Raw genomic sequence first — 19307 nt, 5'->3', positions numbered from 1 at the left:
CCTTCAAAGGTGTTTAACCCTTATCAATACCAGTGTTCCGGCAGAGGAATAAAGGAGGACTCAATAGACCGCAAACATTGATGGAAAGCGTTTTCCGCACTAGAGTTAATGGGACTGCCGTTGTTTGCCGATGAAAGGATTGCCATGCCGTTGGCGTTTTCCACCCTGGGGTGTCCCGGGGATTCTCTGGAACAGGTGATTGCCACCGCCCACGCATCGGGGGCAACTGGTGTGGAGCTCCGTGCCGCCGACGGCGAGTTCGTCTTCCCTTCCATGGATGCGGCCGGGCGCGCCCACGTGGCGGGCACCCTCGCCGCTGCCGGGATCACTGTCCTGGCCCTGGCCAGCTACGTCCGGGTCTGTGCCGTCCCCCACGAGGGGGTGGGCGTAAACGATCCGGTGCTCGCGGAACTGTTGGCCGCCGTGGACCTTGCCGCAGATCTGTCCGCCGCACAGGTCAGGGTTTTCCCGGGGGCCGGCGTTGAGCCGTGTGGGCCGGGGGAGGAGCCGTCCGCGGAACTGCTGGCGGCGGATCAGCACGGTGCCGCCCGGCTCAACGCTGCAGCCGCCCATGCCCGGGCCCGTGGCGTGAGCATGCTGTTGGAAACTCACGATTCGCACCCGCGGGCGCAGGATATAGTGCGGATTCTGGCTCATGTTGACGCGGACGCGCCTGTCCAGGTGATTTGGGACCTGATGCACCCGTGGCGCTACGACGAGGCGCCCGCGCGCACTGCCGAGTTGCTCGCGGACTCGCTGGCCTACGCCCAATACAAGGACGGCGTTCGTCAGCAGGGCACCAATGCGGTGAGCCTCACCCTGCCCGGCGCCGGAGAGCTGCCGCTGGCGCAGATGCGGGATCTGGTGGCAGGAATTTTGGCCACCCGCGGTACTACCGAGCCATGGATTTCCCTTGAATGGGAACGTGCCTGGCATCCAACGCTGCCGCCCGTGGCACAGGCATTGGAATCGCTCAAGGCCGTACTGGCTCCGTAACCCTGAACTTGCCCCCTCATTCAACACCTACAGGAGCAGCCATGCCCTCGTCTGTAAGCAAGCCCGTCAGTAAGCGCCAGCCCAACCAGCCGCGCACATCCAGCCAGCCCAACATCATGGTCATCATTTCCGATGATCACGGCTACGCCGACCGCTCCATCCTCGGCGTGCAGAACGATGTTGCTACCCCGCACATGGACCGGCTGGCACGGGAAGGCGCCTCGTACTCCAACGCGTACGTCACGGCGCCTATCTGCTCGCCGTCCAGGGCGGGACTTGCCGCCGGCAGCTACCAGCAGCGATGGGGTGCGCGCTGGTTCACGGACTCAGAAATTGGCCCGGAGAGCGTGCCCACCATCGCCGAGCTGCTGCGCGCGGAGGGGTACACCACCGGCTACTTCGGCAAAGTGCATTACGGCAGCGAACACCACGGCCACCGCGGCACCCCTCCGCAACACGGCTACGACGAATCGTTTTACGGCCTGGCCGGGGAATCCATGGGCCGGCTCAACTACCTGCACCACTCGGAGGAGTCGGTGGCAGAGTACGGCGAGGCCGCATTCCCCATGGCTGTCCAGCCGCTGTGGAACGGTGAGGAGCCCCAGGAGCTCGAGGGCTTCCTGACCGACGCCATTGGTGAGCGGACCCGCCAGTTCGTGGCCGAGCACGCGCAGACGCCGTTCCTGGCCACCGTCGCGTTCAACGCCGTCCACAACTTCTGCTGGCAGCTACCCGCCGAGGAGCTGGAGAAGCGCGGGCTGCCCGCCTACGAGGACTGGAACCCCGGCGCCGGTGAGTACATTGACTGGTATGACGGCGCCATCAGCCCGCACCTGGAAAACGGCCGCGCCTACTATTTGGCCCAGCTGGAGCTCATGGATGCCCAAATTGGGCTCATCCTGGACCAACTCGATGAGCTGGGCCTCACCGAGGACACCATCGTCATCTACCTCACTGACAATGGCGGATCCACCTGCAACTACGGTGTGAACCTGCCGCTACGTGGGACAAAGTACACCCTGTGGGAAGGCGGCGTGCGCGTGCCGTTCCTCCTGCGCTGGCCCGGGCACGTGGAGGCCGGCACCACGCTGGCCGGGCTCACGAGTTCCATGGACATCCTGCCCACGGCAATGGCTGCAGCCGGCGCGGACCCGTCCCGCTATGCGCACAGCGACGGCCGCGATCTGCTGGCCACATCCAGTCACGACGCCCTGCATTGGGACTGCGGCTGGCAGTGGTCTGTGCGGCGTGGGGACTGGAAATTGGTGTGGGTTGAGCCCGGTTCGCCCGTCGCGGCGGCCATCAGGGAGGTGGAGCACGCCGAGCCCGGCAGCGGCTTCTTCCTGACCAACCTGGCTACGGACCCTGCCGAAACCACCAACCTGTACGACGCCGAACCAGCCCTCGCCGCTGAACTCCTCGCCTTACATCAGGCTTGGGGGAGACACGTGGACGGGGCCTGCGTCTAGGACGGGCGAATCTAGTGCTGGAGTGCAGGGTTCAGCCCAGGTGGGCGTATATTTCCACGGGTGCCAAAACCCCTGACCGGAAGGCCGCCAGCAAGTTCACCATGGCGGGCAAATCCACCCCGGCAGGTCCTCCTGAGCTGGTGGCTCTTTCCAGAAACGCAATTCCCGGAGCCAACGGTTTGGCCTCCCTGTCCACAATGAATCCGGTCTGGGACAGGGCGTCGCTATAGGCGAGCGGAGGCTGCATAAAGGAAGTGTCCGCCGTGAGTGCCCACGGCAGCGGATACCCTTCAACGTCCCCGCCCATGAGCATGACATCGTAAATGGCGAAGACACCGCCGGGACGCAGTACCCTGGCCGCCTCGGCAAAGACGGTGTCCTTGTCCTGGATGTTCATCCCCACATGGATCAGGAGAGCCACGTCAAAGCAATCATCGTCGAAGGGCAGTGAGAGGATGCTCCCCTGACTGAACGCCACCTGGTCAGTGAGTCCAGTGCGGGCCGTGAGTGAGCGGGCCAGCTCCACGAATTCCGGGGTGAGGTCCACGCCGTGAACGGTGGCACCGAAGCTGTGGGCTATATGGCGGGATACCCCGCCGGTACCTGACCCCAAATCAAGGACCCGGGTGCTGGCATTGATGCCCGACTGCTGGGCTATGCGCGTGGTTGCGGCTGCCCCACCAATGTGGAGCTGGTCTGCGCCGTGCAGATCGGCTGGGGCAAAGTGCTCGGGGTTCCCGCCGCCGGCCTTAATGATCCCCAGTAACTGTTCCTCTACCTTGCCGCGTCCGTAGTGGGCGGCAACAGACTCCTCGGTGTTCATGGCGTCTCCCTTGGCGCGAGCAAAGTGCGGAGGGCCCCGCATTTTTTGATCCTACTCCGCCGAGTGCCAACCGACACGTGGCAAGTTCGGCGGCCAAGTTAATGCGCCTTCAAAAACTGTAGTCTTTAGCGAATGTCCGCGGCGTCAATGATCCGATAGGCGTAGCCTTGTTCGGCCAGGAAGCGTTGGCGTTTGGCGGCGAACTCGGCATCCACGGTATTGCGGGCCACGAGTGTGTAAAAGCGTGCGGTCCGGCCATCCTTCTTGGGCCGCATGAGCCGGCCTAAGCGTTGCGCCTCTTCCTGCCTGGAACCAAAGGATCCGGAGACTTGAATAGCCACTGAGGCTTCCGGCAGATCGAGGGAAAAATTGGCCACCTTGGAGACCACCAGCACCGAAATAAGGCCCTGCCGGAAGTCCTCGAAGAGCCGTTCGCGTTCTGCCACCTTCGTGTTGCCCTTGATGAGGGGTGCATCCAGCCGTTCCGCCAACTCGTCGAGCTGGTCCAGATACGTGCCCATCACCAGGATTTGTTCCCCGGGATGCGCGGCCACAAGAGCCTGGGCAACAACCGTCTTCGCTGGTGAGGTAGCCGCCAAACGGTACCTCTCGCCGTCGTCCGCTGTGGCATAGGCAAGGTGCTCGGGCCGGGAGAGATCAACACGAACCTCAACACAATCTGCTGGGGCAATGTAACCCTGGGCCTCAATTTCCTTCCAGGGGGCGTCGAAGCGCTTGGGGCCGATCAGGGCGAACACCTCGCCCTCGCGGCCATCCTCCCGCACCAAGGTGGCGGTCAACCCCAGACGACGGCGGGCCTGCAGATCCGCGCTCATGCGGAAAATGGGGGCAGGTAGAAGGTGAACTTCGTCGTACACCAACAGTCCCCAGTCATGGTCATTGAGCAGTTCCAGATGCGGGTAGATGCCATTGCGGCGCGTGGTCAGGACCTGGTAGGTGGCGATGGTGACGGGACGGACCTCCTTCACGGCACCTGAGTATTCGCCAATCTCCGACTCCGTCAGTGAGGTGCGTTTGAGCAGTTCCGCTTTCCATTGCCGGGCTGAGACGGTGTTGGTGACAAGGATCAGGACGGTGGTTCCCGATGCCGCCATGGCCGCCGCGCCCACAATGGTTTTGCCGGCACCGCAGGGGAGCACTACAACGCCTGATCCTCCGGCCCAAAAATTCTCCACGGCCCGGCGTTGGTAGGGGCGTAACGTCCACTGTCCCGGCGCCGTGCCGTCCGTCAGCGCTATCAGGTGCGCCGTCCCGTCAACATAGCCGGCTAGGTCTTCGGCGGGCCACCCGGCCTTGAGTAGCAGGGCCTTGAGCTCGCCGCGGGCCGAACCATGCACCACCGCCGTCAGCGGATCAATGCGGCTACCAAGCAGCGCGGCAACCTTTTTGGTGTGGCTGACCTCGGCCAGGATCATCTCATCGTCACTGCGTAGAACCAGCCCGTGCACGGGGTCCTTCTCAAGCCGCAGCCGGCCATACCGGGCCATAGTCTCGGCAATATCCAGCAGCAGCGGGTGAGGCACTGGATAACGGGAGAAGCGCAGGAGGGCGTCCACTACATGCTCGGCGTCGTGACCGGCGGCACGCGCATTCCACAACCCCAGCGGGGTGATCCGGTAACTGTGCATGTGTTCCGGCGCGCGCTCCAGCTCGGCGAAGCTGGCAATGGCGTGGCGAGCCTCGTGCGCATCCGGGTGCGCCACCTCCAGCAGAATCGTCTTATCCCCTTGAACAATCAGCGGGCCATCAGCCACGGAGCTCCTCTCCTTCCAGCACGTCCACACTCTGAATTCGGTGAATACTAAAACGCCGGGGCGCGCCGGTGTCAGCCAGGCGGGTGAGCAGCAGCCCACCCGAAAATGAGACTGGCACCGCCGTCACGTGTTCAGTTACGCCTACATTATTGACCGCATGAACCCGTATCTTCAATCCGCAGGCAACAGCTCGGCGCACCCCCTCCAGCACCAGGGCGGGCCCTACCTCACCCTGCCCTGCCTCATTTTTCCCGGCCGTATTTTTCCCTGCCGCCCGTAAGAGTGCCAGCTGTGCTTCCACTTCTTCGAGAAGTACGACGCCGGAGCCTGGCCATGGCGCGTCCCCCACCCAGTGCGGGGGTGCCGGTTGCTGGGGTGCAAAAAGGCATTGTGTGGGAGTTGGCGCCAGCGTTCTTTGCGCCCGGGCCGCTTCCGCAATAAGAAATTCCAATGATGGTGGCACAGTTGTGCTTGAATACCGTTTGAGAAAATTTAGGATGGTTTCGGCGGACATGCCAGCTCCCATGGCAGCGGTCAGGGACAATTCGCTGAAACGGAAGATTCCGGCCGGACCCCGCCCCTCCACAACGCTCACGCACCTCAGTTGTGCCGCGATGTGGGGAAGGAGGGGGCCCGGGGCGATGGCCGTGAGATCGCCTTGAATGACAAAGCGATCAATCGCCGCAGGCAAGAGCTGCGCCACAGCGCTCGCAGCCTGTAACCAATCGTTCCGGGCGGCGGCGTCCCCGGCGCAACTGCAGGCCCCGGCGCCCGTCAGACCCAGCCATTCCAAGTGGGTGAGTAATTCCGGAAGTGCTGCCACCTCCGCCGTTGCTGTACGCGGGTGATTCCACAAATAAGATTCCACGACTGAATTCAGGCTCAGGGCCCCGGCTGAGGTGATCCCGGAGGGCGAGACAGAGGTGGTGGCAGAGCTGGTGACGGCGACCGGGGCCCAAGCCGGTCTGCCAGCCACCACTGACAGCAGCCTCGCCCTGCTAGTTAGTGCTGGCTCGCCAGCTGTTGCGGGGGAGCTAAGCCAGGAGCGGATCAAGCCCACCCATTGCTCCTGCCGTTCCAGCTCGCTCCACCAAGGGGCTGCCCACCGCCAGTCCCGGGTGGAAGTCTGGAACGTCAACAGCCCTGCCGTGGCGCACAGGTCCAGAAGAAAATGGGTGTGTAGTTCATCCGTTTCCAAGTTTTGGGCCACGAGGCGCACTGTACGTGCCGCGAACTGGCCACTGCGAAGCGCCTGCAATGGTGTGTGCGCAGCGAGGTCCGCGAGCGTATCGACGGATCGTAACAAGGCATCTGCGGCACTTCCCGCCGCGTTCTTGCACACAGCCTCGGTGACCGCACGCACCACAGGTTCGGGCGGAAGAGTTGAGGAGGGCATCTGCGGGTTGGGAACAAGGGCCAGGGGAAGCACATAGGGGGCATGCATGTAGTGCCCGGTCCCGGCGTCGTCCGTCTGGTTATCCGTTTGAAGGAGCAGTAGGCCGCGGGCATAGAGCTCCGGCATAAGGGAAGAGTTGGGGGAAGTCTGAGCATTCCACGGGCCGGTTCCAAGGTGTTGCAGGGCCGGGGCGTTGAGTGCATCCAGGGCGCGGGAAATGCAGGAGGCGGTGGAAAGCCGGGCAGCCAAGGCCACGAATGTGGGCACCGGCGGGTTCAAGGCATCGGGGCGCAGCAGCAGAAGTTTGCGCAGGGCCGGCTCCGGGCGGTTGGCAAGATCCGCCGCAAACGCCGCCAAGGTGCCCATAGAGCAGCGAGTCAGGCGGGTTAGGAGCGGCGGCGGGCGGCCACTGCGTACAGGACGCTGGTGCCCATCATCAGGAAGGCTGCGGGAAGGGCGAGCATGGCAATCCAGTTGAATCCGGGCCAGGGGAGGCCGCCGGCCCACTTGCTGATAAGAACCACAATGAGGGCGATCAGGGCGATGACAGCCAGCGCCATGGCCGTGTAATTGAAGATCGCCCAGCCGCGGTTCAACCGTTGCGGGGCAGAAAAATGGGGGCTCATAGTCATAACGCTAACAGCGGACAGGTGTGGCACAAAGCCACACGGGTTTCATCAAGGCGGTAACCTAGTACTCAGTAGAGCTGCACAACCCGCCATTGCAGGCACCGCCCGCCAGATTCCCGGGACCGGGAACGGCGTAGAGCAACCGCGCAGGCGCGGAATGCGTTTCACGAATTTCAACTTTTAAGGGGTAAAGCAAGTGCCTATCGGCAAAGTGAAGTGGTACGACAACGAAAAAGGCTTTGGCATCATTGCCGCCGACGACGGCCGCGAGGTGTTTTTGCGCGCGAACGCCCTGCCCGCCGATGCCGGTGACATCAAGCCCGGCATGCGGCTGGAATTTGGTGTGGCGGATGGGCGCAAGGGCGCTCAGGCCATGGCCGCGAAGGTTCTAGACCGCAGCGCCTCCGTGGCGAAGGCCAAGCGGATGCCCGCCCGGGATCTTGCACCCATTGTCCAGGACCTGCTTTCCCTGCTTGAACACTCGGTTGGTTCACTGACCAACGGCAAATATCCTGACGGCGACGCAAGCAAGATTGCTGCTGCGCTGCGCAAGGTTGCCGACAACTTCGACGCGTAACGGTGCCCACCATGACCGAAATTCCCAGCACTACAACCGCCATTCCTGCACCGCTGCCCGGTGTTCCGGCGTGGCGGGTGGGAAAGCCGGACGCTTTCCTTGCGGCCGACGTCGATACTGCGCGCGACGCGGTGTTGACCATTGCCGATGGTGCGTTCATTGGCAAGCATCTGGGTGCCCGCAGTGAAGGTGTTCGCTGCGTGAGCCACTTGTTCGAATCTCTTCAGCCGGGCTATGCCGGGTGGGTGTGGTTCGCTTCCTTGAGCCGGATTGCGCGTGGCAAGTACTCCACTGTCAATGAAGTGGGCATGTTGCCTACAGAGAGCTCTGTATTGGCACCGCCGTGGGTGCCTTGGTCTGATCGGGTTCGCCCGGAGGATCGGCAAGAGGAAGAAGAAGCGGCTGCCGCTCTGGCTGCTGCCCATGGGCCGGCGGGGCACGGGCACGCTGAGCACGGTAGCGATACTCACTCGGAGCACGGCGGCTCAGAAGACGGCGCCTCAGAAGACACAGAAGACTAATTCCCTACCGCCTAGCAAAAGCAGTTAGTACACAGTAGGCACAGTAAAGGCCCCCACCGTTCTCCGGAGGGGGCCTTTACTGTGTTTACTTTGCCTGCTGTGCCTTCGTGGGCTGCTGGCTAATTGCTATTAGATATTTTCGATGACGAACTCGATGCACTTGATCAATGCTGTGATGTCCTCGGGATCGATGGCTACGAACGTGGCGATGCGCAGCTGGTTGCGGCCCAGCTTGCGGTAGGGCTCGGTGTCCACAATGCCGTTGGCGCGCAGCACCTTGGCCACGGCAGCGGCATCGACGGATTCATCGAAGTCGATGGTCACAATGACGTTGGAGCGGTCCTCGGGGTTCACCACGTACGGGCTGGCCACGGCGGATTCCTCGGCCCAGGTGTACAGGCGTCCGGCGGAATCCGCGGTGCGAGCCGAGGCAAAATCGAGGCCACCGTTGGAGTTGAGCCACTGCACCTGGTTGTTCAAGGTGACAAGTGTGGAAAGCGCAGGCGTGTTGTACGTCTGGTTCAACAGCGAGTTATCAATGGCGGTCTTGAGGTTCAGGAAGTCCGGCACCCAGCGGTCGGAGGCCGCGATGCGGGCGGCACGCTCCAGCGCGGCGGGAGAGAACAGGCCAAGCCACAGCCCGCCGTCGGAGGCGAAGTTCTTCTGCGGGGCGAAGTAGTAAACATCGCTCTCACGCACGTCCACGGCTAGGCCACCGGCTGCGGAGGTCGCATCGATAAGGATCAGCGCACCGTCATCGGCACCGGCCACGCGCTTTACGGGCGCGGCAACACCGGTGGAGGTTTCGTTCTGCGGCCAGGCGTAAGCGTCCACGCCGGCCTCGGCAACAGACACCGGACGCGTGCCGGGCTCGGCCTTGATGATGGAGGAGGCGGCCAAGAACGGGGCGTTGTTGGTGGCGGAGGCAAACTTGGAACCAAACTCACCGAAGGAGAGGTGCTGTGCCTTGTTTTCCACCAGACCAAACGCCGCAACATCCCAGAACGCGGTGGATCCACCCACGCCGAGAATCACCTCGTAATCGTCGGGTGCATTGAAGAACTGCTTCAGGCCGCTGCGGACATCGCCCACAAGGTTCTTCACGGGCGCCTGGCGGTGGGAGGTGCCAAGCAGTGATGTGCCGGCTTCGGAGAGTGCCGCGACCTGCTCGGGACGGACCTTGGAGGGGCCGGCGCCGAAGCGGCCGTCGGCCGGGTGCAGGTTGGCGGGAATGGTGAGGGGCGTGGATTCGCTCACAGCTGGCTCCAAAATTTAAGCGATGGAAGTTTCCTTGGTTGATCAAGGACTCTTGCCAATTCTGCCGTAGAAGTTCGCTGAGCGGAAAAATGAGTGGGAAACGAAAAATATTGTTCAACGGAGAACGGCTGCCAGGGATGGACTGGTTACCAACAGGTATGGTATTCAGGCTAACGTAGAGATGAAAAGACTTTGCTCAATATTCTTGCCCAAAACAGGAGGATGCTGCCGTGGCCGATCTGATTGACACGACTGAAATGTATTTGCGGACCATCCTGGAATTGGAAGAAGAGAGCATTGTGGCTCTACGGGCCCGCATCGCCGAACGCCTTCACCATTCTGGGCCCACAGTCTCCCAGACCATTGGGCGGATGGAACGCGATGGCTTAGTGATCGTCTCCGGTGACAGGCATCTGGAACTGACCACAGCCGGCCGTGAGAAGGCAACCCGTGTCATGCGCAAACACCGTCTGGCGGAGCGGCTTCTCGCGGATGTTATTGGTCTGGACTGGGCTTATGTGCACGAAGAAGCCTGCCGTTGGGAACACGTCATGAGCGAAAGAGTTGAGCAGCGCTTGTTCGACTTGCTAGGCCACCCCAAGGAATCGCCGTACGGAAACCCCATTCCGGGGTTGGAAGAGCTAGGTGGCGAAGTGGCGCCCTTATTTGCTGCCGGATTGGTCACACTCGTTGCTGCCATGGCCGCCTATGCTCCCGAACAGGAAGTGATCATCCACCGGCTGTCCGAAAGGATACAGGTGGAGCCCGAGCTCCTGCTCCAATTGGATGAGGGTGGGCTGCGCCCAGGGGCCCGTATCTCCCTAGCCCAGGTGGGCGAGTACATCTCCGTACGGGTTCCCGGCATTGAAGGCGCCTTGGAATTGCCGCCAGAAGTGGCATCCCACGTGTTCGTCTCCATGGGTTAAGAGATTTTTGACACGGCATTTTCAATAGAACAGGTAACGGAATTGTTACGTTTACCGCTTGTGCCGTATAGTATTTATCTGACGCCGTAATCAAAGCGTTACCGTTCTGCGACACCGAACCTTGCCTTCGCAGCCCGGCCAGTAATCATTTAGGCAAGGGCGGGGGAACCACTTTTGACGGCCCAATAGGCCGTCTTGGGGTGAAGTCCACACTCGAATGCAATACCCGCAACAACCCTGACGCAGCATCCTGTTGGACTGCGCCATGGCTATGCGTGTGCCTAAGGGCGTAGGCCGGATCGAAAGTTACACTCTCTGATCCGAATCCGACAGCTAACTTCGCAGGTGCTTTATGTAGAGAGGTTTTTAGTGTCAGAGGTTAAACAGCGGGGACGCCGTCGCGCGTCATCGCAGGCAACTCATGAGCTCATGTCAGTGCCCGGGAGCCGACGTGAACTGATTGCCGCAGAGCGGGCAGCTGCCCCTTCAGGAATTTCAGTAGCCCAGCTGCTGCGTGCCGGAGCCTCCAGCGGCGCCGGCCAGAAAATGGGTGTTGCCATGGCAGCCACAGGCCTGGTCCTGGCTGTCACGCTTCCCTCAGCCCAAGGTGCGGATGAATTCCCCATGGATGCTGCAGCCGCGGTTTCACTGGAGAGTCCAGTCACAGCCGGCGCTCAGATCCCCATTACTTTTGCTACTCCGGACATTGCCAGCGCCCTGAATCCCGATGGTCAACTGAAGGAAACGCTGAAGGTCAACGCCTCCAACGTGGCCCCTCAGGCGGCCAAGGGAACCCTTTCAGCGCCCCTGAAGCACATTGAGACCACCTCACCCTTCGGAAACCGCATCAGCCCCATCACCGGCCAAATCGGTGAACAGCACACTGGTCAGGACTTTGCCGCCCCGTGCTCCTCCGACGTTTTCGTTGCCGCAGGCGGCGTAGTGACGTTCGCTGGCTGGCACAATTACGGCGGCGGCAACAGGGTGGTTGTGAACCACGGTAACGGTCTGTCCACTTCCTACAACCACATGAGCAGCCTCGGCGTCAAGGTGGGGCAGAAGCTTGAGCGCGGAGACCAGGTAGGCCTCAGCGGAACAACGGGCGCCTCCACAGGTTGCCACCTCCACTTTGAAGTCATTATTGACGATGAAGTTGTCGATCCCATGGGTTGGCTCTAACTCCTCCACAGGCCCTTTTAGTTACGACTTAGTCACAGGACCGTGACCTGAACGTGACATTGGGAAAAATCTGTTGTACCGTCGTAATCGCGCCAACTTTGAATCAAGTCGGCGTCCATGAGTTGATTGCCTAGCTCTGCCACTACTCATGGTCCGTTCGTATCAATCGTCTGGCAGGGGCGGGGGAACCAATAATCGGGATTCGCGTTATTTTTGCGAAACCCTAGGGGTGAAGCCGCGAAGCGTTCAAACACTGAATAGGAAGAAATTCCTTAGGTGCGCCAACGTGGAGCGGCCGGGTGACTCCCATCCGAATCCGACAGCTTACCTCGCAGGCTTTGGGAGAGGAATCCTTCTTGGCTTCAAACACTGCCCTCGGGCGCCACCGCGCCGAGGTTGTTAAGACCAGTCCGATCTCCACCCTCACGAAAGCCGTCAGTTTCAATGTCGGTGGGGTTGGTCGTCAGGCCGCTGTAATCGCAGCAGCGTCAGGATTGGTACTGACTTCAGGTATCGCCGCAAACGCTGCAACTCCCACCGTGGAGCGCGCTTCCGACGGTGCTACCACGCTGAACCTGAACACGGAACTTGCTTCCGCGATCACGGCAGCATCCACGGTGAAGATTTCCTTCGCCACCCCCGCCATCACCTCCACCCCGGCTCCTGTAGTAGTTGAAGAGCCGGCAGTTGTAGAGGCCCAGTCCAGCGAAGTTGAAGCGGTAGCAGCGCCTGCAGTAGCAGAAGCAGCAACAGCAGCAACAGCTCCGACGCTTACCGTTGCTAGCCCTGAGCCGGAAGCTCCCAAGGTAGTAGCCAATAGCGGAGTCGGCTCAATCATTGCCAGCGCTGCCTTGGCTCAGCTTGGTGTGGTTCAGGACTGCACCGCGCTGGTCCGCAACGCTCTGTCTGCTGCAGGGATTTCCTGGGTAGGCTGGCCTGGTGACTACCTGAACAAGGGCCGTCTAGTATCCCAGGGCGAAGCCCAGCCCGGCGACTTGATTTACTATGCAGATGGTGGCGTGGGCCTGGCCCACATTGCTGTTTACATTGGCAACGGCCAGGCAGTTCACGGCGGTTACATGGGAAACACCCAGATCGCCGGAGCCAGCATACCGGGAGCCTCGGCACCGGTCTTCATTGCAGTGGGTCACTAAGTAGTACCAGCTTTCGTGCTCAAAGCCCCGTCATTCGACGGGGCTTTGGCATTTAATCCCTCGTCTATCCGGGGAGTACCCGCGGTCCCCGAATATTCGAGCGCTGTGAGCATTCGGCTACCTGGGAAGTATTCCGCGCGTCTATGCCGGGAGTATGCGATGAACAGTGAGCTCCTGATCCGGCATGTCTAGAGCGTCCGGACCGGCACCTTCCGCGTCGGCACCTTCAGCGTCGGCGCCGTGTGCACCCACCCCATCCCTGCCTTGGGCATCCTCGGCGGGTCCGCCATGGTGGATGGAGGTGGCCAGCGGAATTTCCTTGACGAACATTAACAGGATTCCGGCCAGCACAAGTAGCGGCACCATGTAAACAAAGATGGGTGTCAGCGCGTCACTGTAGGAGCCGATCACCACGGTGCGCAATTGCTCAGGCAGCGCCCGTACTTTAGCCGGTGTCAGAGAGTTGATGCCGGTGCTACCGCTGCCGCCGGACGCGCCAGCCGGGATACGCTCTGTCAGCAGTGTTGCCAGCCTGTGAGCAAAGAGGCTCCCCACCACGGCAGAACCCAGCGAAGCGCCGATCTGGCGGAAGTAGTTGTTGGATGCGGTGGCCATGCCAACCTGCGAGTTGGGGAACTGGTTTTGCACAATCAACACCAGAATCTGCATTGAGGTGCCCAGTCCAATTCCCATAAGGGCCAGGTAGCAGCAGATCAACCAGACCTGCATGGTGGCGGACATGGTGGAGAGCAGTACCAAGGCAATAGCCACAATGAACATGCCCGCAACAGGGAGCCACTTGTACCGCCCGGTGCGGCTGACGATCTGCCCCGACAGGATCGAGGTGACCAGCAAGCCAGCCATCATGGGGATCATGAGGAAGCCTGCCTGGGTGGCATTGGCTCCCGTGACCATCTGCAAGAACGTGGGCATGTAGGCCAGTGTGCCGAACATGGCAATTCCGGTGATGAGCCCGGCCGCCGTCGTTAGGTTAAAGTTGCGGTCCTTGAAGAGGTGCAGTGACATGATGGGATGCTCAGCCCTACTCTCCACCCAGACGAACAGGCAGGCGGCAAGTACCGTGCCTGCACTCATACCAATGATCTGCGGGGAACCCCAGCTGTACTTGGTGCCGCCCCACGTACTGACCAGTACCAGAAGCGTGGAGGTGATGCCAAGAAGTGCCATGCCAGCCACATCCACACGGACCTTAACCTTTGGATGGGCCGGCAGTCGCAGGAAGAAGATGGCGCAGACAATGGCGAGCAAGCCCAGCGGGATGTTCATCCACAGGCCCCACCGCCAGCCGATCCCGTCGGTGAACCAGCCGCCCAGCAGCGGCCCGGCCACCGAGGATAGGGCAAACACGCCACCTAGGATACCCATGTACCGGCCACGTTCACGGGCGGGAACAACATCGGCAATGATGGCTTGAGAGAGCAGCATCAAACCGCCGCCACCGAGGCCCTGAACACCGCGGCCTATGATCAGCCACGTCATGTCAGGTGCCAGGCCGCCCACGATCGAACCGAGAATGAACACTGAGATGGCCCCAATGAAGAGGCCTTTACGGCCCATGAGATCGCCCAGTTTGCCGTAAATGGGAAGCATGATGGTGGAGGCCAAAATGTAGATCGTGATGACCCACAGCATCTCGTTGACGCCATTGAGCTCGCCAACAATGGTGGGAAGCGCCGTGCTGAAAATGGTTTGGTCAAGGGAGGCCAACAGCATGGTCAACATCAGTCCTGCGAAAACCAGGAGAATGCTGCGGCGATCCGATGCTGCGGGTGGATTCACAATTTTGGTAGTTAAAGTCATGGCTGATTCCTAGCGGCCGGATGATGTGCAGGAGTTTTTGGGTATCTATTGTCAAAAGTAGTACGACGCCGTGCCGTCGCCTTGGCCGGTCACGCCGGCTTTGCGTTGGGGGGCGGGCCAGGCGGCGGGCGCCTGAGTGCTCAGGGCCAGTGTTCGTTGGTGGTGACCCGCTGGATCAGTGCGGAGGTGGTGCGCATGAGTGTTTCCCTAGTCGAGGTGAAATTGCCAGCAACCCATTTTTGCAAGGCAAACCGCAGAGCCCCTGAGGCCAGGGCAACCACCATATGCGCCTCGTCCTCGAGATCCGGGGTGTCCGTGGTGCTGCGCCCCTCGTGCTGGAAACGCTCCAGAACGTACCCCGCAAAGATTTCTTCCATTTCACTGATGCGGGACTTTTCCCTATTTAGCAGCTCGGGTGTTTGGTAGATGAGGCGGTGCCTGCCCTGGAACAGTTCCAGATCCGTTTCCGCTGCGAGGAAGGTGCCGCAGATGAGTTCAAAGAGTTCACGGAACACACTGGGCCCGGCGCCTTCCACGAAGTCCCTGTGTTGTTGCGCCGTGGGCAGTGGCTTATGGGCACTAATGTAGGCGCCTTCCTTGCTGCCAAAGTAGTTGAAGAAGGTGCGCGGGGAGACGGTACTTGCGGCACAGATCATCTCCACTGTGACGTTTTCATAGCCGTGGGCTAGTCCCAGTGCAATGGCTTCGCGGCGAATGGTGAGGCGGGTCGCGGCACGTTTTCTACTCCGCAAAGAATGCTGATCGGAATCATCATCGGAGCAGAGTTGAGATGCTGTGTGGTTCGGCAGATCAATTTTCATGACGGCTCCAAAATAAGGTGCGCAGTCTGTGCCACGCTGTTCCGTTGGGCACAAAGTCAGAATAATTGCAGTTCCTGCAAATTTGCAATGAGTGCACAAATACTTTTTCATTTTTCGCTGAGCTCTTGAGGGTGTGGAGAATTCTCAGCTGCTCAGTGCCGATACTATGGCCCCATGACTGACATTGACGGAGGAGATTTGCACGCCCTGATCCTGGCCGGCGGACTCTCGCGAAGACTGGGCGGGGTGGCCAAAGCGGGGCTCATGCTCGAGGAACAAACGCTACTGGCACGCACGGTGGACGCTGCCGCGTGCGTCATCGCAGCCCACCGGACCACGGCGTCCGGGGCAGGAAAAGGCGACGGTGGCATCGCCGTCGTGGGTCCAGTGGAGAAGATTGCTGGCTGGCTGGCAACTGCCAAACACCGCGGGCAGGCGGTGGCGGTGCAGGAGAACCCGCCCTATTGCGGTCCGGCGGCCGGCATTGCTGCGGGTACAGGAGCTTTGGCAGGAGAGTCCGGGCATGTTTTAGTCCTTGCCTGCGACATGCCCCATGCTGGCGAGGTGGCACGTTTTTTGGTGGCAAAACTTGCTGATTGTTCGCCCGGTGAGGGGGTCATGGCTGTGGCTGCGGGCAAGCAGCAGCCGTTGGCGGCCATCTACCCGCTGGCGGAACTACGTGCGGCGGCTGATGCGGCGCGGGCATCACACAGACTGGAGAATGCTTCGGTTTTCTCCCTGATTGCTAGGCTGAACATGTTGGAGGTTGCTGTACCAGCGCAGCTGACGGCAGACATTGATACTTGGGCGGACGCCCGTTCGCAGGGGATCGCGGCCGGGCCGCCCGCTGCGGAAGGATGAGCGTTGGAAGATCACGACGAATTATTGCAAAAGTGGACGCATACATTGCTGGATGCCTTTGAAATTGGTGACCTTGAGGTCGACGTGCACGCTGTCTTAAACGTGGCAGGGGTTGCGGCGCATTCAATCGTGCGTCCGGCAGCACCGCTGACCACCTTCATTGCCGGGTTGGCTGCCGGTTTGGCAGCAGGTTCGGGCCAGGCCACCGAGGAGGCAGCCATGAAGGTAACTCTTCGGATGGCGAAGCAGTTGGCGGCAGCACAGGCGCCCGCGGCTGAAGACGCCACTGGCGCCACTGACTCCGCAGGCGCTACTGACTCCACTGACTCCGCAGGACAATAGGGCGACCAAGATGAATCGTGCCAGTATGGCAGCCGGGGAGGTTGCCAGAGATGCCCCTGAGGGGGTTGCCCAGGCAACAGCCGCTGAGGGGGTTGCCGCGCAGGCTGCGAAGTCGCGGGCGCTGCCCCTTACGTGGATCGAAGCCCGCGATCACGCGTGGAGTGTGGCCCGTCCTTTGGCTGCCCACACTGTTCCACTCGCACTGGCTGTGGGGCGAATTCTCGCGGCAGATGTAGTCTCCTGCCACGCCATGCCACACTATGCATCCTCAGCCATGGATGGGTGGGCGGTTGCGGGGAGTCCGCCATGGATTCTGGCCGAGAAGGGCAGTCGGATCACCCCGGGGCAGGCCGCACCTATAGTCACCGGTGGGCTGATTCCTCCCGGCGCCAAGGCTGTGCTGCGCAGCGAATCGGGCGAGATCTCCACCGACGAGGATAGCCTGCCGATTTTGGTGCGTGGGGCTGGTGCCCGTCCGGGAGAGCCAAAAAACGGCCAGCACATCCGCCCTGCTGGTCAGGAGGCTGCTGAAGCGGAATTGCTGATCAAGGCAGGAGTCATGCTGAACCCGGCACACGTATCACTGGCCGCCCTGGGCGGACTCGACGAACTTCCCGTGATGGGGCGGCCCGCCGTCAAGATTGTCCTGACGGGAGATGAGGTGGTGTCCGCAGGAGTGCCTGAACCTGGTTTTGTACGGGATGCCTTCTCGCCTCAGCTGGGCGCCGTTCTCAGCCTACTGGGCGGTACCGTAGTGGGCCTGCAACGGGCCGCAGATAACCTTGTCTCCATGCTGGATGCGCTGGCCGACGACGAAGAGGACCCGGCCGACGTCGTAATTACCACGGGCGCAACAGGACATTCCAGCGCCGATTTCCTGCGTGCAGCCATCACGGCCATGGGCGGAATTTTTCACGTCCCGCAGATCGCCATGCGTCCCGGACACCCCACCCTGCTGGCGGAACTGCCGGATGGGCGCTTCATTGTAGGCTTGCCGGGGAACCCGTTGGCGGCCATGGTGGGGCTCATGACCTTGGGAGCGCCGCTGCTGGCGCGGCTCGGTAGTATGGCGAAGCCTGCGTTGACAGAGGTGCGGTGTGGAGCGCCCATCAAAGAATTCCACGGGCCCACCCGGCTCATGCCCTACCGGCTGGTGTACGGCCTGGCCTCACCTTGTGCCCATACGGACTCCGCCATGATGCGCGGACTCGCAGCGGCCGATGGCCTCATGGCGGTGTTGCCGCACGGAGCCAAGATGGGTGAGAGTTTGCCTGCCATGCACCTGCCGTGGAAGTAAACACCGTCACGGAAGTCGAATTCGCTTGCCCGGCTGGATGAGCGCCCAGCGCTGCATTGACCCGTGAGAAAAGGTTGCTCTGTGGGGCTAGAGCAGCCTTTTCTCACGGGTGAATTCTCAGAAGACGTCCTTGCGGACATGCAGCTGGCCAAGCAGTGAGCCTTTGGCCAAATTTTCCGGATCATTCCACCCGCCGAGAACTAGCATCCGCGCTATTTTGATAATTGCGACTCGGGCGCCATTTCCCATATCGTTCTTGTTGATCACGGCCTGGTGCCACCCCAGCGTACTGGTGAGAAAGTTGCGGTCATGGTCCTTTGATTGTTGTTCGGCACTTAGATGATGTGCGCCATCATATTCTGCGCACGTACGGTACCGAGGGCATGACAAATCTGGAGCAATTTTAGGGTTCCCGGCATTATCCCTAATTTCAAAGTTACAGATGAATTCTGGGAGCCCTGAACGTTGGATGGACAGCCTGAGCTGGGTCTCCGGTGCTGAATCTGCGCCCACCCGCACCAGCTTCATGGCTGCCGTGAGCGTGCGTATGCCGCGCTGGTGTGGGTGCTGGGCAATGTACGCATTCAGTTCACTGATTTCCACTAGCGGGAGCTTTCTGGGACCAAAATGCAGGTTATGGGCACAAACGATCTGGTCGGCAACAGCAACCAGTTCATTGACCGTGAGAATTGCTGCAATGTCCACCAGCGTTCTTTGAACGGATGTGACGGGAATACCTTCAACCATGGCGTAATCACGGGCGGTCAGGGACAGCTCATGACCGTGAACTCGGCTGCGCTGTGGTCTGCCTTGTCCAAGATTCTTGGACAAGTGGATCTCTTCATTAGTGAGATACCGGAGGGGGAGCCGGAATTGATGAAGCTTTGCTGCTGTGATGTGGCTGATGAGACTTGAGTTAGTCACGGACGTGATGGCCCGGCAGCTATCAAGGAGGCTAACGTTCATGCCTTGAGGCATACGTACTTCCCGGCATGGTGTCCACAGGTCTGAGGCCCGGGTTCTACCTCGGCTTATACCGGCTTGGCGGGCTTGAGTCAGTGTGAATGGCTTCCCGGCTAGGTTCCAGGGGAGCTGCTGTGGATTTCTCATGTCCTTATTGAGGACCATTTAGGCGGCGCATCCCAGCTAGCTCGTGGCTTTTGTGCATCACTTGGCAAAGCGCTGCTGCTGTGGAGGAAAGAAGGGAGAGATTCCCGAAGCCCGAGTCGCCGTTATCCGAAATTGATCCGTGAGAAAAGGTCGCTCTCACCCGTGAAAGCGACCTTTTCTCACGGATCAAGGGAGGAATGCTGGCGGAGTGGGGCGGAACGGGAAGAAATGGCGAGTGTGAGCACTAGGACAGTGCTGCCCACGATCCACTGGCCTGATTCCAGTGGGTTCAATCAGCGCTGGGCCCTGATTCCGGCGGGAACAAACAGCGCTGGGCGCTGATTCCGGCGGGC

General features: G+C 61.0%; 18 protein-coding genes and 2 riboswitches. Of the genes, 10 read left to right on the top strand and 8 right to left on the bottom strand.

Annotated features, from left to right (window positions below):
- Positions 1-108 precede the first annotated feature (108 nt).
- Together CVS29_RS03225 and CVS29_RS03220 are read left to right on the top strand one after the other, a co-directional pair.
- On the top strand, positions 109-996 hold the full coding sequence (locus tag CVS29_RS03225) for a sugar phosphate isomerase/epimerase family protein (RefSeq protein ID WP_110104846.1): 888 nt from the start codon (positions 109-111) through the stop codon (positions 994-996).
- 41 nt (positions 997-1037) lie between these two features.
- Positions 1038-2465 carry a sulfatase family protein gene (locus tag CVS29_RS03220; protein WP_110104845.1) on the top strand — a complete coding sequence of 476 codons (1428 nt, stop codon included), beginning with the start codon at positions 1038-1040 and terminating at the stop codon, positions 2463-2465.
- 31 nt (positions 2466-2496) lie between these two features.
- Here the strand turns inward: CVS29_RS03220 and CVS29_RS03215 are convergent, their stop codons facing one another.
- From CVS29_RS03215 to CVS29_RS03200, 4 genes are all read right to left on the bottom strand, one after another.
- Positions 2497-3330, bottom strand: a complete 834-nt coding sequence (locus CVS29_RS03215; protein ID WP_110104844.1) for a class I SAM-dependent methyltransferase — start codon at positions 3328-3330, stop codon at positions 2497-2499.
- Between the two features lie 83 nt (positions 3331-3413).
- Positions 3414-5063: a DNA repair helicase XPB gene (locus tag CVS29_RS03210; RefSeq protein WP_110104843.1), complete on the bottom strand. Its 1650-nt coding sequence runs from the start codon at positions 5061-5063 to the stop codon at positions 3414-3416.
- On the bottom strand, positions 5056-6825 hold the full coding sequence (locus CVS29_RS03205; RefSeq protein WP_110104842.1) for a helicase-associated domain-containing protein: 1770 nt from the start codon (positions 6823-6825) through the stop codon (positions 5056-5058). Before CVS29_RS03205 ends, CVS29_RS03210 begins: the two co-directional genes overlap by 8 nt.
- A gap of 20 nt (positions 6826-6845) precedes the next feature.
- A complete protein-coding gene (locus CVS29_RS03200) occupies positions 6846-7085 on the bottom strand; it encodes a hypothetical protein (RefSeq protein WP_110104841.1) in 240 nt (79 codons plus the stop codon).
- Positions 7086-7284: 199 nt separating this feature from the next.
- On the opposite strand from CVS29_RS03200, the gene CVS29_RS03195 reads away from it, so the two are divergent.
- Positions 7285-7665, top strand: a complete 381-nt coding sequence (locus CVS29_RS03195) for a cold-shock protein (protein ID WP_110104840.1) — start codon at positions 7285-7287, stop codon at positions 7663-7665.
- An 11-nt stretch (positions 7666-7676) separates the two neighbouring features.
- Positions 7677-8186 (top strand): DUF3027 domain-containing protein, encoded by a 510-nt coding sequence (locus CVS29_RS03190; RefSeq protein WP_110104961.1) that lies wholly within the window; start codon positions 7677-7679, stop codon positions 8184-8186.
- Between the two features lie 129 nt (positions 8187-8315).
- Here CVS29_RS03190 and serC read toward each other — a convergent pair whose 3' ends face one another.
- Complete coding sequence (gene serC, locus CVS29_RS03185) at positions 8316-9443, bottom strand: phosphoserine transaminase (RefSeq protein ID WP_110104839.1); 1128 nt, start codon at positions 9441-9443, stop codon at positions 8316-8318.
- 230 nt (positions 9444-9673) lie between these two features.
- On the opposite strand from serC, the gene CVS29_RS03180 reads away from it, so the two are divergent.
- The 3 genes from CVS29_RS03180 to CVS29_RS03170 all read left to right on the top strand — a co-directional run bounded on the left by CVS29_RS03180 (position 9674) and on the right by CVS29_RS03170 (position 12702).
- A complete protein-coding gene (locus CVS29_RS03180; protein WP_110104838.1) occupies positions 9674-10369 on the top strand; it encodes an iron-dependent transcriptional repressor DtxR in 696 nt (231 codons plus the stop codon).
- Positions 10370-10481: 112 nt separating this feature from the next.
- A riboswitch (cyclic di-AMP (ydaO/yuaA leader) is annotated at positions 10482-10728 on the top strand.
- A gap of 10 nt (positions 10729-10738) precedes the next feature.
- Positions 10739-11548: a M23 family metallopeptidase gene (locus CVS29_RS03175; protein WP_245932026.1), complete on the top strand. Its 810-nt coding sequence runs from the start codon at positions 10739-10741 to the stop codon at positions 11546-11548.
- 141 nt (positions 11549-11689) lie between these two features.
- Positions 11690-11900, top strand: a riboswitch (cyclic di-AMP (ydaO/yuaA leader).
- A gap of 4 nt (positions 11901-11904) precedes the next feature.
- Positions 11905-12702 (top strand): NlpC/P60 family protein, encoded by a 798-nt coding sequence (locus tag CVS29_RS03170; RefSeq protein WP_110104959.1) that lies wholly within the window; start codon positions 11905-11907, stop codon positions 12700-12702.
- Positions 12703-12843: 141 nt separating this feature from the next.
- Here the strand turns inward: CVS29_RS03170 and CVS29_RS03165 are convergent, their stop codons facing one another.
- Both CVS29_RS03165 and CVS29_RS03160 read right to left on the bottom strand, forming a co-directional pair.
- Positions 12844-14523, bottom strand: a complete 1680-nt coding sequence (locus CVS29_RS03165; protein WP_110104837.1) for an MDR family MFS transporter — start codon at positions 14521-14523, stop codon at positions 12844-12846.
- A gap of 140 nt (positions 14524-14663) precedes the next feature.
- Entirely contained in the window at positions 14664-15344 is a 681-nt protein-coding gene (locus CVS29_RS03160; RefSeq protein ID WP_170120878.1) for a TetR/AcrR family transcriptional regulator, read from the bottom strand.
- A 174-nt stretch (positions 15345-15518) separates the two neighbouring features.
- Here CVS29_RS03160 and CVS29_RS03155 point away from each other — a divergent pair, with 174 nt between their 5' ends.
- Genes CVS29_RS03155 through CVS29_RS03145 form a run of 3 tightly spaced genes read left to right on the top strand, consistent with a single transcriptional unit; the run spans position 15519 to position 17844 of the window.
- Positions 15519-16205 (top strand): NTP transferase domain-containing protein, encoded by a 687-nt coding sequence (locus CVS29_RS03155; RefSeq protein WP_110104835.1) that lies wholly within the window; start codon positions 15519-15521, stop codon positions 16203-16205.
- Between the two features lie 3 nt (positions 16206-16208).
- Complete coding sequence (locus CVS29_RS03150; protein WP_245932025.1) at positions 16209-16547, top strand: DUF6457 domain-containing protein; 339 nt, start codon at positions 16209-16211, stop codon at positions 16545-16547.
- A gap of 10 nt (positions 16548-16557) precedes the next feature.
- On the top strand, positions 16558-17844 hold the full coding sequence (locus CVS29_RS03145; RefSeq protein WP_245932024.1) for a molybdopterin molybdotransferase MoeA: 1287 nt from the start codon (positions 16558-16560) through the stop codon (positions 17842-17844).
- A 117-nt stretch (positions 17845-17961) separates the two neighbouring features.
- Here the strand turns inward: CVS29_RS03145 and CVS29_RS03140 are convergent, their stop codons facing one another.
- Positions 17962-18675 carry a hypothetical protein gene (locus CVS29_RS03140; RefSeq protein ID WP_146212983.1) on the bottom strand — a complete coding sequence of 238 codons (714 nt, stop codon included), beginning with the start codon at positions 18673-18675 and terminating at the stop codon, positions 17962-17964.
- Positions 18676-19307: the final 632 nt, after the last annotated feature.

The organism is Arthrobacter psychrochitiniphilus, assembly GCF_003185915.1.
Classification (GTDB): Bacteria; Actinomycetota; Actinomycetes; order Actinomycetales; family Micrococcaceae; genus Specibacter; species Specibacter psychrochitiniphilus.
The sequence above is the reverse complement of the archived record's forward strand: the minus strand, read 5'-3'. Positions and strand labels throughout refer to the sequence as shown.

Coding starts and splice junctions, on each gene's coding strand:
- CVS29_RS03220 (WP_110104845.1), top strand. CDS start 1,038: ATGCCCTCGTCTGTAAGCAAGCCCGTCAGTAAGCGCCAGCCCAACCAG.
- CVS29_RS03205 (WP_110104842.1), bottom strand. CDS start 6,825: ATGGGCACCTTGGCGGCGTTTGCGGCGGATCTTGCCAACCGCCCGGAG.
- CVS29_RS03225 (WP_110104846.1), top strand. CDS start 109: ATGGGACTGCCGTTGTTTGCCGATGAAAGGATTGCCATGCCGTTGGCG.
- CVS29_RS03165 (WP_110104837.1), bottom strand. CDS start 14,523: ATGACTTTAACTACCAAAATTGTGAATCCACCCGCAGCATCGGATCGC.
- CVS29_RS03155 (WP_110104835.1), top strand. CDS start 15,519: ATGACTGACATTGACGGAGGAGATTTGCACGCCCTGATCCTGGCCGGC.
- CVS29_RS03215 (WP_110104844.1), bottom strand. CDS start 3,330: ATGCGGGGCCCTCCGCACTTTGCTCGCGCCAAGGGAGACGCCATGAAC.
- CVS29_RS03145 (WP_245932024.1), top strand. CDS start 16,558: ATGAATCGTGCCAGTATGGCAGCCGGGGAGGTTGCCAGAGATGCCCCT.
- CVS29_RS03190 (WP_110104961.1), top strand. CDS start 7,677: ATGACCGAAATTCCCAGCACTACAACCGCCATTCCTGCACCGCTGCCC.
- CVS29_RS03200 (WP_110104841.1), bottom strand. CDS start 7,085: ATGAGCCCCCATTTTTCTGCCCCGCAACGGTTGAACCGCGGCTGGGCG.
- CVS29_RS03160 (WP_170120878.1), bottom strand. CDS start 15,344: ATGAAAATTGATCTGCCGAACCACACAGCATCTCAACTCTGCTCCGAT.